The organism is Thiocapsa sp. C2-2m, from assembly GCF_041903745.1.
GTDB lineage: Bacteria > Pseudomonadota > Gammaproteobacteria > Chromatiales > Chromatiaceae > Thiocapsa > Thiocapsa roseilacustris.
Window position 1 is genome coordinate 68,997 of sequence record NZ_JBBWVD010000019.1, and the last position, 10,185, is coordinate 79,181.

The 10,185-nt window shown below is 63.4% G+C and carries 12 protein-coding genes and 1 pseudogene; 9 read left to right on the forward strand and 4 right to left on the reverse strand.

From position 1 onward, the window contains the following. Positions 1–203 precede the first annotated feature (203 nt). Positions 204–1,253 (reverse strand): thioredoxin family protein, encoded by a 1,050-nt coding sequence (locus AADX97_RS16000; protein ID WP_374231737.1) that lies wholly within the window; start codon positions 1,251–1,253, stop codon positions 204–206. Positions 1,254–1,430: 177 nt separating this feature from the next. On the opposite strand from AADX97_RS16000, the gene AADX97_RS16005 reads away from it, so the two are divergent. Beyond that, on the forward strand, positions 1,431–2,027 hold the full coding sequence (locus tag AADX97_RS16005) for a TMEM165/GDT1 family protein (RefSeq protein ID WP_374231738.1): 597 nt from the start codon (positions 1,431–1,433) through the stop codon (positions 2,025–2,027). On the opposite strand, the gene AADX97_RS16010 is transcribed toward AADX97_RS16005, so the two are convergent. Continuing rightward, the gene (locus AADX97_RS16010; RefSeq protein ID WP_374231739.1) at positions 2,028–2,720 is read right to left on the reverse strand and encodes a hypothetical protein; all 693 of its coding nucleotides are present in this window, start codon (positions 2,718–2,720) and stop codon (positions 2,028–2,030) included. Between the two features lie 151 nt (positions 2,721–2,871). Here AADX97_RS16010 and AADX97_RS16015 point away from each other — a divergent pair, with 151 nt between their 5' ends. From AADX97_RS16015 to AADX97_RS16040, 6 genes are all read left to right on the forward strand, one after another. Continuing rightward, complete coding sequence (locus AADX97_RS16015) at positions 2,872–3,738, forward strand: metal ABC transporter solute-binding protein, Zn/Mn family (RefSeq protein ID WP_374231740.1); 867 nt, start codon at positions 2,872–2,874, stop codon at positions 3,736–3,738. After that, the gene (locus AADX97_RS16020) at positions 3,735–4,529 is read left to right on the forward strand and encodes a metal ABC transporter ATP-binding protein (protein WP_374231741.1); all 795 of its coding nucleotides are present in this window, start codon (positions 3,735–3,737) and stop codon (positions 4,527–4,529) included. Before AADX97_RS16015 ends, AADX97_RS16020 begins: the two co-directional genes overlap by 4 nt. 4 nt (positions 4,530–4,533) lie before the next feature. Then, entirely contained in the window at positions 4,534–5,394 is an 861-nt protein-coding gene (locus AADX97_RS16025) for a metal ABC transporter permease (RefSeq protein WP_374231742.1), read from the forward strand. Positions 5,395–5,398: 4 nt separating this feature from the next. Next, positions 5,399–5,851 carry a transcriptional repressor gene (locus tag AADX97_RS16030; protein WP_374231743.1) on the forward strand — a complete coding sequence of 151 codons (453 nt, stop codon included), beginning with the start codon at positions 5,399–5,401 and terminating at the stop codon, positions 5,849–5,851. Positions 5,852–6,045: 194 nt separating this feature from the next. Further along, positions 6,046–6,651, forward strand: coding sequence for a DUF2796 domain-containing protein (locus tag AADX97_RS16035; RefSeq protein WP_374231745.1), 606 nt, complete (start codon positions 6,046–6,048; stop codon positions 6,649–6,651). A gap of 220 nt (positions 6,652–6,871) precedes the next feature. Further along, a complete protein-coding gene (locus tag AADX97_RS16040; protein ID WP_374231746.1) occupies positions 6,872–7,513 on the forward strand; it encodes a DUF599 domain-containing protein in 642 nt (213 codons plus the stop codon). 124 nt (positions 7,514–7,637) lie between these two features. Here AADX97_RS16040 and AADX97_RS16045 read toward each other — a convergent pair whose 3' ends face one another. Continuing rightward, positions 7,638–8,342, reverse strand: a complete 705-nt coding sequence (locus AADX97_RS16045; RefSeq protein WP_374231747.1) for a transposase — start codon at positions 8,340–8,342, stop codon at positions 7,638–7,640. 123 nt (positions 8,343–8,465) lie between these two features. Between AADX97_RS16045 and AADX97_RS16050 the strand changes: the two are divergent. Together AADX97_RS16050 and AADX97_RS16055 are read left to right on the forward strand one after the other, a co-directional pair. After that, positions 8,466–8,612: pseudogene (locus AADX97_RS16050) on the forward strand (DUF29 family protein); the annotation flags it as partial. Positions 8,613–8,694: 82 nt separating this feature from the next. Further along, the gene (locus tag AADX97_RS16055; RefSeq protein WP_374231748.1) at positions 8,695–9,471 is read left to right on the forward strand and encodes an ABC transporter ATP-binding protein; all 777 of its coding nucleotides are present in this window, start codon (positions 8,695–8,697) and stop codon (positions 9,469–9,471) included. A 188-nt stretch (positions 9,472–9,659) separates the two neighbouring features. Here the strand turns inward: AADX97_RS16055 and AADX97_RS16060 are convergent, their stop codons facing one another. Further along, positions 9,660–10,094, reverse strand: a complete 435-nt coding sequence (locus tag AADX97_RS16060) for an FUN14 domain-containing protein (protein WP_374231749.1) — start codon at positions 10,092–10,094, stop codon at positions 9,660–9,662. Positions 10,095–10,185: the final 91 nt, after the last annotated feature.

Consider the following 10,185-nt stretch of genomic DNA (forward strand, 5'->3'; position numbering starts at 1 on the left):
GGTGGCTCCGGCCGTGATGAAGCATTCCGCGAGCCAAATCAAAATTCGCAGCTAACTTTTTGAACTTAAAAGTAATGTCTTGCCTCTGTCGAATGCTGTCGGTGAGTTGCCGAACATGGATCGTGCCGATGTGACCCGAATGGTCAGCGTCGCGCGTCGCGCCCGAGATCCGACTCGGCCATACCTGCGGTGTGCGGAGCGCCTCACTCGTCGGCGATCGACACGTTCTTGCCCGCTGCCGTGAGCTCGGCGGTCTTCACGTCGATATAGTCGAACGGGCTGCCGGGGTAACGCTCGTAGTGGCGGCCGGCGACATACTCCAAGACGCCGCCGAAGTGGTAGCGGTAGAGCAGGCTCTCGATACGGGTGATCTCGCGTCCCCGGTCGAACAGCACGATGCTCGGGGTGTATTGGATACCCATAGACGCAGCGAGTGCTTTTGGTGTGGTTGCGTTGCCCATGGGGTCGATGATGGGTGCCTCCGAGCGGGTGTCGAGGCGCACGAGGGTCAGACCCTTCAGGATCTCCAGGATCTCGGGGTCGGCCAAATGGCCGTCGTGAAGGGCATCGCAGGCCACGCAGGCGACGTCCTCGAACAAGAGCGCGAGTGGGCGATCGGCGACGCTCGCGAGATCGTCGATCTTCTGGATCTGCGGATGCTCTCGGAAGCTGTACACCTCGCTCGGGCGTTTCGCGGCGGCATAGTCGTTTAAGGTCTGTTGCAGGTAGGCGCGTTCATGCACGTAGTCGAGGACGACCTTGAAGTCATCGCGATTGCGATAGCCGCTGACCCGCGCGACAGGGCGGTTGGATGCGTCCAGAAAGACGACGGTCGGGGTGAAGCGCACCTGATAGAGCTCCGCGAGCTCTTTTTCGGACATCGACATCTCCTCGGTCACGGCGACCTCGCGATCGCCCTTCGTGTTCAGGGCGATGACGTCGAAATGTTCCTGGATGAAATCGCGATAGGGCGCCGTCGCGAAATTCTCTTGTACCAGCTTGTAGCAGTAGGGGCAGCCGTTCATTTCCATGACGAGGATGACGTGCTTGCCGGATTCCGCGGCCTCGCTCACGTCCTCGGGGAGGTCGAGAAAACTCTCTTTGAACCAGCTCGGATGGCTAAGTATCTTGGCGCCCGTGACTTCGCCGGTCGGGGCCTGGTCCTGCGCGGCGGCGGGGACTGCGCAGAGGGCCGCAAGCACCGCGCAAAGCGGCAAAAGCCTTGTCGGGGATTTCGGTGTCGTGACGAGCATCGAGAACGTCTCCTGTAGGGTGCGGTCGATAGTGGATCCTAACCGGGAGGGCGGTTGCCGGGAAAGGCTCGGTCACGGCATGATGGCGATTCGTCTCCTGCAACCGCGCCGAGGCGCCTTGCCTCCCATCAGTTAACGCCGGCAAAGTCAACCCAGCACGAAATGGAGGGCATTGCGGTGAGCGATCTTGTCCTGTCCGAGCTCTCCGGGTGGCTGTGGGCCGCAGTCACGACCTTCGGCGTGATCTTTCTTGCCGAGCTTGGCGATAAATCCCAGTTGGTCTGCATGACCTTGGCGGCCCGTCATCGTCGATGGCCCGTCTTGATCGGGGCGGTGACGGCCTTCGTTGTCTTGAACACCCTTGCCGTCGTTTTCGGCGTAGGCCTCGCGCAGTGGATTCCGGAGCGCGTTCTGGCTGGCGTCGTCGCCATCCTGTTCGCGGTCTTCGGGGTGCTCGCGCTGCGCGCCGAAGAGGCCGACGAGGACGCGCCGCAGCGCAGCTGGAGCCACAACAGCATCGTCTTGGCGACCTTCTCGATGATCTTTCTTGCAGAGATGGGCGATAAGACCCAGCTTGCGGTCGCGGGTTTGGCGGTCACCCTGCCGCCCGTCGCGGTTTGGACCGGTGCAACCCTGGCGTTGGCGCTGACCTCCGCGCTCGGCGTCTGGGTCGGATGCCGCCTGTTGCAGGTCATGCCGCTGCATCGCTTGCATCAACTGAGCGGGGTGTTGTTTCTCGTCCTCGCCGGCCTCGCGCTGACACGCGTGTTTTGATCACACCAAAGGACCCACGTAGGTCCCGAGGAGAAGCACCGCCGATGCGGCGACCGTGATCAGCACGTTGTCGTCGATGGGGCCGAGCTCGTAGCGCTCGATCCAGGTCGCCACGATCGCCGAGATCAGGCCCCAGACCGGGATGGCGGGCTCGGCGAGCCCGCCGATGACCCAGCCCATAGGCGCGCAGACAATCAGCATGAAGACATTGCCGATCGGACTCTTGGAGCGGCGGCGCACCAGTAGGTTGCGCGCGATCCCGGTCACCCCGTCGCCGAAGGCCATGTAGAGTGCCGGGAGGATGGCGAGCCAGGGGTTGTCGAGCAGCCACCACAGGAGCGAAACCGACAGGGCCCACATGAGCGCGAACTTGACGTCGTTGCGGTTCTCTTCGGTCTGAAACCAGTAAAACCGCAGACCGGTGGCATGGGCGCCGTACGTCAGCAGTGTCAGTAAGAGCCCGCAGATCAGCGGATACCATGGGCTGGTGAAGACCAGCGGGACCATCAAGGATCCGACGCCGCCGGCCAGCATGTGTACGATCTTGCGGTTGTAGTAGACCGCGCGGATCGGCTCCATGCCCCGGGCGACCATGGCCCGGTAAGGAGTCCGGGTCACGAAGATGACCGCGAGGACGTAGAGGCTGAGGCCGGCGGCCCAGAGCAATTCGTAAAGCTCGGCAACAGAGCTCATGGCAGGCTTCCTTCCGTCGACCGATCATGACGACAGTGTATCCGAGGTCGGTCTGATCACGGGAGGCGCCGATTCTCTAGTCAGGCAGTACGAGACGTTATATTGTACCCAGCGGCTTGACGATGACCGATCCAACGAGGGCAATCCACCGATGCTGCGTCGCCTCTTCTTGATTCTGCTCTTGACCCCCGGCCTCGCGCACGCGAAGGATCCGCGGACGGTCTTCGTCACGGTGGCCCCGCTGGAGACCTTCGTGTCGCGCATCGGGGGTGACCATGTCCGCGTCGACGCCTTGGTGCGGCCCGGCCAAGACCCGCATGCCTACGAGCCGACCGCGCGCCAGATCGCCGCCTTGGCCAATGCCGATCTCTACGTGCGTGTCGGTGTGGGCTTCGAGGATGCCTGGATGCCGCGCCTGTTGGCTGCAAATCCCGGCATGCGTGTGCTCGATGCTCGAGACGGCCTCGAGGTGCGCCGAAAGGATGCGGGGCACGACCACGACGACCATGGTCATGGCCATGATCACGGCGACTTCGACCCCCATGTCTGGACGAGCCCCGCTCGCGTGAAGATCATGGGCGCCCGAATCCGCGATGCGCTGGCCGATCTGGCCCCGGAGTACGCCGCGGACTTCGCCGCCAACGACGCTCGCTTTGCCGCCGACTTGGACGCACTCGATACCGAGATTCGCGCGCGACTCTCGGGTGTGGAGAACCGCCGATTCATGGTGTACCACCCGGCTTGGGGCTACTTCGCCGAGGACTACGATCTGGAGCAGGTCGCGATCGAGCGCGAGGGCAAGGAGCCGGGTGCGCGTGCCTTGACCGGCATGATCGAGCAGGCTCGGCGGGAAGGCATTCGGGTCATCTTCGTGCAGCCTCAGCTCAACCCGGCGTCGGCCGAGCAGGTCGCGCGATCGATCGGCGGACAGGTTGCCGTTATCGACCCCTTGTCGGGCGATTATTTCGAGAATCTTCGGCAGGTTGCCGAGCTCATTGCGGGGGCCGGCGCGCCATGATCCCCGGCAGCGATGAGCTGCAGGCGGCATTGCCCAAGCAACCGGTCATCGCGATCCGGGGTCTCGGCTTCTCCTATGGCGAGTCGCCTGTCCTCGAGGGTGTCGATCTGGAGATCCTCGACGGCGAGTTCGTCGGTCTGGTCGGGCCCAATGCGGGCGGCAAGAGCACGCTCCTGAAACTTGTGCTCGGACTCCTGGAGCCGCAGCAGGGCAGCATTCGGGTTCTCGGACAGGCGCCGCGCCACGCGGTGCGACGCGTCGGCTATGTGCCCCAGTTTCCGACCTTTCCGCGGGACTTCCCGATCTCCGTCGAGCAGGTGGTCCTGACCGGACGGCTCGGCTTCGGGCCGATGCTCGGTTGGTACCGCTCGAACGACCGCACCGCAGCGCGCCAAGCGCTTGCCGAGGTCGAAGCGCTGGATCTGGCGCGTCGGCGCATCGGGACCCTCTCGGGTGGCCAGCTGCAGCGTGTTCTGCTCGCCCGCGCACTGGTCGCCGAGCCGCTGATCCTGATCCTCGACGAGCCTACGGCCAACATCGACCAACGTATGGAAGGCGATATCTTCGACTTGCTCGCGCGACTCAACGCACGCCTGACCATCCTGGTCGTCTCGCACGACATCGCCTTTATTTCGGGCTTTGTCGATCGTGTCGCCTGCCTCAACCGCACCCTCGTCTGCCATACGACCGAACGCGTCGATGGCGACCTGATCCACCAGCTTTACGGCGACAATATCCGACACGTCGCTCACGCCGGATCCGGGCACGAGCTCGCCCATCATAGGCACTGATCCCATGCAGGATTTCATCCAGGCGCTCGGCCAACACGCCTTCCTGCAAACCGCCCTGCTGGCAGGACTCCTCGCCAGCCTCGGCTGCGGCGTGATCGGTACCTTCGTGGTGGTCAAGCGCATTGCCTTCATGGCCGGCGGAATCGCCCACTCGGTCTTGGGCGGTATGGGTGCTGCGCTCTATTTCGGCTTCGACCCCTTGCTCGGCGCGCTCGCCGCCGCCGTGCTCTCGGCCTTGCTGATCGGCGGGGTACGGCTTGCTTGGAACGCGCAGGAGGACACCCTGATCGGCGCGCTCTGGGCGATCGGCATGGCGATCGGGATCCTCTTTATCGCCAAGACGCCCGGCTATACGACCGATCTCATGAGCTTTCTGTTCGGGAACATCCTGCTGGTTCCGCGCCGCGAGCTTTGGTTCATGGCCGGGCTTGATCTGGTTCTGCTGATCACGGTGATGCTCTTCTACCGGCAGTTACTCGCCGTGACCTTCGACGAGGAGTTCGCCCGCCTGCGCGGCGTGCCCGTCGCCTTCTTCTATCTCCTTCTGCTGTGCTTGGTGGCGGTAACCGTGGTCTTGCTGATCCAGGTCGTCGGCCTGATCCTCGTGATCGCGCTGCTGACCCTTCCGGCGGCGATCGCCGGTCATTACGTCCACTCACTCGGCGGTATGATGCTGATCGCGACCCTGCTCGGCGGGGTCTTCACCTCCGCGGGCTTGGCACTCTCCTACGGGCCGGACCTGCCCGCGGGACCGACCATGATCTTGCTGGCCGGGAGCGTTTATGTCGTCTCCGCCGTGCTCAGCCGCTTTCTTGCGCGGCACCGAGTACGGCGACGTGCGCCGGTGATCGAAGCGGGAGGATGAGCGGATGAAGTCGATATCCGAGAACACAGTGCTCGATCGCGCCGACGCCCTCTGTCGGGCACGCGGTGTGAGACTCACCGCCCAGCGGCGCCGAGTCCTCGCGATTCTCTGCGCCTCGCCCCGTCCGTTGGGTGCCTACGAGATCCTCGATGCTATGCGCGAAGGCTCCCGCACACTGGCCCCGCCGACCGTCTATCGCGCGCTCGACTTTCTTCTCGAGCAGGGTCTGGTGCATAAGCTCGAGAGCCTGCATGCCTTCGTCGGCTGCAACCATCCTGAGCATCCGCATTCGAGTCAGTTTCTCATCTGCAACAGCTGTGGCGAGGTCACCGAGCTCGAGGACGAGGCGATCGCACGCAGCCTCGGCTGCGCGGCCAGCGTGAGCGGTTTTCAACCGCAGCGGCGGGTTGTCGAGGTGATCGGGATCTGTGCAGGGTGTGTGCAGAAAGGGCGCTGAGGCGATTTCCGGAAACGGATCTACCGGCAGAGCCGAAAGCAGGACAAGTGGTGGCAGGCTCTACTCGTTGTCGTTGTCGTTGTCGTTGTCGTGTTCGTCCGGAATCCGATTACGACAACGACAACGACAACGACAACGATTGGATTCGGTGGTCAACCTATTTCTGACACGTCACTCATTCTCAAGGAGTCAGTATGAATCAAATTCGCATCGACGCCGTCTCCTTGACGGCAATCATCATGTGTCTCGCCGTTGCGAGTGCCTCGGCCGAGGACACCGAACAGCGTCGGCAGGGCGCCCATGTCCACGGGATAGCCCACATGACGCTTGCCGCCGATGGCGACAAGGTTCTGATCGAGCTGACGAGCCCCGCGGCGAGTCTGATCGGTTTCGAGCGCGCACCGCGAACCGACGAGGAGCGCGCGACACTCGCGTTGGCCAAGGAGAATCTCATGGCCGGCGATGCCATGATCCGCCTCAACACTGAGGCCGGTTGTCGGCTGGAAACCGCGGAGATCGATGCCGAGCTCGCCGATGCCGGGCAAGGCAGCGGGGCGAAACACGCGCACACGCACGATCACGATCACGACGCCGATCAGGGCGAGGACGGGCACGCGGACTTTGTCGTGCGCTACAGCTTCGCCTGTGATCGACCCGACGCACTGGGCTCGGCCGCGCTCGGCCTCTTCTCCGGTTTCCCGGCCCTCGAGCGCGTCCTGTTTCAGTACGTGACCGCGGAGGGGCAGGGTGGGGCGGAGCTCACCCCGCGTGCGCCCGTCGTGACCTTCGTGCCGCTCTAAACCGCGCCCGGTGTTGGGCCGGACGGTTTCAGGGCTGCGAACGCTGCGCGACAAACGCTGTTGGAGTTGGCGCAGTTTAGGTGAAAAATAGTTTTTCATCATGGGGTTAAGCTTTTTCTTGCTGCGTCGGCTCCTGGGTTTCGGCGTTGTTTCGTCTGTCCTTACGGGCAAAAGGAAAGACCCGTCCCCGACTCCGCGACCCACATAACAGGTATCGTCAATGCCCTTACTCTGGGAGCTCGTCATCGCCAGCGCAGCGCTCGCGCTTCTGCTCGGCTATCACCTGTGGTACGCGCTGGAGCTGAAGCGGCGGCCGCTCGCCACCTCCCTCGGCCGCAACAACCGCATCCGCCGGCTCTGGCTGGAGCACGTCATCGCACGCGGTGCAGACATCCTCGCGGTTCAGACGCTGCGCAACTGGACCATGGCCGCGACTTTTCTCGCCTCCACGGCTATCGTGCTCGCGCTGGGACTCATGAGCGTCGCGCTCACGTCGGACGCGCTCACGCAGCTCAAGTACGGACTCGACCCGCTCGCGAGCCAGCATGAGCACCTGACGACACTCAAGGCGCTGGCCATCGTGCTGCTGTTGCTCGGGGTGTTCATCTGCTTCACGCTGTCCCTGCGCTACTACAACCACGCCGGTTTCCTGATCAACGCCCCGCTGGACCAGGACGCGGACGTGACCATCGACACCGCCTTCCACGCCGTCAGCCGCGGCGCCGGTGCTTACAACCTGGGCATGCGCGGCTGGTACCTGGCGCTGCCGCTGATCCTGTGGCTGCTGGGGCCGCTATGGCTGCTCGGGAGCGCCGTGGTCATGACCGCGATCGTCCATCGGCTCGATCACGAGCCCGGCTAGCGAGGCGAAGCCACCGGCCGACAAGGGCAAGGAGCGCCGTCTTGCGCAACCCGCTCGTTGTCGCAAGGAAACCGAAGGGCGAGGGCCGAGGAGGGCTCCTCTGTGAATTCCGGGGACAGTTTACCTAATCCCGTTCCAGCAGCTCAAAGAGGTCCCGGGTGTGAGGGTCTCGTCGCGGTGGCTTAGGCCCTAGCTTTTGTCGCTTGAGATGGCGCCCGAGGCGTTGCTCCAGAGCTTCGACAAAGGAATCCGGACCGAGCGGGCGGCCGGTGCCGGTGTGTGCGCGCAGCACGTCGGCGATGTCCGGGGCGTCGGGCTCGCCGATGAAGCGAGTCCAATCGGATACCAGCTCCAACAGCGGACGCACGCTGACGAGCTTATCGTCCGCTCCGGCCAGATGGGCCAGGGCGCTCGACCACGGCCAGTCCTCCGTGCGTGCACAGAGCCGCGCACGGACGGGATTAAGCTCCACAGACCTGGCAGCGGCGATGAGATGCCGCTCATCCATCACGAACGAGTGAAAACGCTCCTGCCAAAGGTGCCCTCGCCAGCCTTCCCGGAAATTGATCATGCGCGTGTAGCGACGATGCGCCTCGCCCAGCGCGTCACGCAAACCGAGCTCATCGCCCGGCACCAGGATCAGGTGCACATGATTCGGCATGAGGCAGTAGACCAGAACCTGCGCGCCACACGCCCGACAGGACGTCGACAGCAATCGCCGATACTCGGCGTAGTCCTCATCCCCAAAAAAAGTTCGCTGGCGCCGATTACCGCGCTGGGTCACATGATGTGGAAGCCCTGGGGCAAGCGCCCTTGGAAATCTCGCCATCGGTCGGTCGATCCCTCGTCACACAAACCCAATTCGTGTTCTAACTGATCCGAAGCAGCTCGTCTAGGGAATTAAGTCAACTGTCCCCGGAACTCCCAACTCCGCCCCCGGAACTCCGCCGAGGCCATCACCACAACCTATCCGGATGCGGTCGACCTGGCCAGCAAGCAAACGCGCCGGCCCCCGGAGACCTTCCCGGCGCACTGTCCCTACCAGGCGACGTCGCTGCTCGATGACGATTACTATCCTGGTTCATGGGAGCAGACCTAGCAAATGAGCGAGCCCGGTCGAGGGTATCCTTGACCCGGACCTCTAAGGATCGCTCTGTGAAGTTGACATGAGGAGTTGGCATATGAGTCTCTCGGTGGGATCGGCGGACAGTTCGGGGAACCTCCGGGGGGAACCGAGGGGGAACGCTGCGATCATCGAGATCCGGGATCTGACCTTTCGGTGGAGACCTGGTACGCCAACCATCCTGGCCCTAGATCACCTCGAAATACTCCGCGGCGAGCGTGTCTTCATCGAGGGACCGAGCGGCAGCGGTAAGACCACCTTGTTGAGTCTTCTGGCCGGCGTGGTCAAGGCCGAGCAGGGGAGTCTGCGCATCCTCGGGCAGCCGCTCGAGCGCCTGGGCGGCGTCAAGCGCGACCATTTCAGGGCCGATCACGTCGGCTATGTCTTTCAGATGTTCAATCTGATTCCTTACCTGTCGCTGGTCGAAAACGTGACCTTGCCCTGCCGCTTCTCGCGACTGCGTCGGGCGCGCGTGCTTGAGCGCGTCGGCTGCAGCGGCCGCTCCGCGCGGTGTCTGGAGCAGGAGGCGCTGCGCTTGCTCGATCATCTCGATATGGCCGAGCCCGCACGCTCGAAGCGGTCCGTCACCGAGCTCTCGGTCGGACAGCAGCAGCGCGTCGCCGCAGCGCGCGCGCTCATGGGCTCTCCCGAGATCCTGATCGCCGACGAGCCGACCTCCGCGCTCGATTCGGATCGCCGCGAAGCCTTTATTCGACTGCTGTTTCGGGAATGTGCCGAGACGCGGATGACCTTGATCTTCGTCAGTCACGATTCGGCGCTCGAGCCTTTGTTCGATCGCACCGTGCGTCTCGCCGAGGTCAATCGCGCCCTTTAAACCGCGCCCGGTGCGGTCTGCGATGTTATTGGATGGGATCGGCCGCCGCCGACCTGACGACCGCTGAAGCCGGCGCGGTTTAAGAGATTAAAAAATAAATCATTTTAAACCGCGTCCCCCCGCTAAGGGCCGTGGATGCACCAAACCTCGGACTCACTCGGAAATGTGCATCTTGCTCTGGACTCGGTTTAAAGCCTGAAGCCCATCACCAAGCCGGCCATGAAGGATGCCGCGCTCGTCAGGTTGCCGCCGATGAAGTCGAAGAAGGCGCCTGCATGGACCCCGAGCCAGTCGACCCAGCCGTTGTAGTGGATCTCGAGGCCGGACCAGTTCACGTCCAGAATGCCGGCGTACTGCAAGGCAAAGACCCCGAGCAGGATGAGACCGACGACCAGCAGTACCAGCTTGAAGGCCATCTTCAGCGCAAACCCGAGCGCCAGCCCGACCATGAAGGAGAACCCGAGCTTCAGGAAGAAGGTTTCGTTGAAGAGTCCAGCGGCGTCCGCCGGCGCATTCCCGGTGGCATCGTCCGAGGCCATGGACGCAAGCAGGTCGCTGCCGAGTCTTTCGAGCGAATGCGTCGCCCTTTCGAATAGCGAGGTGTCTTGTGCGAGATGATCCATCGGGTCTGTCGGCAAGGGTGCGGAAGAAGGTCGGATCGCGTCGGCGAGGCGCTAGTGTATACCGAGCACCCGGGATTTTTCGCCGCGTTAC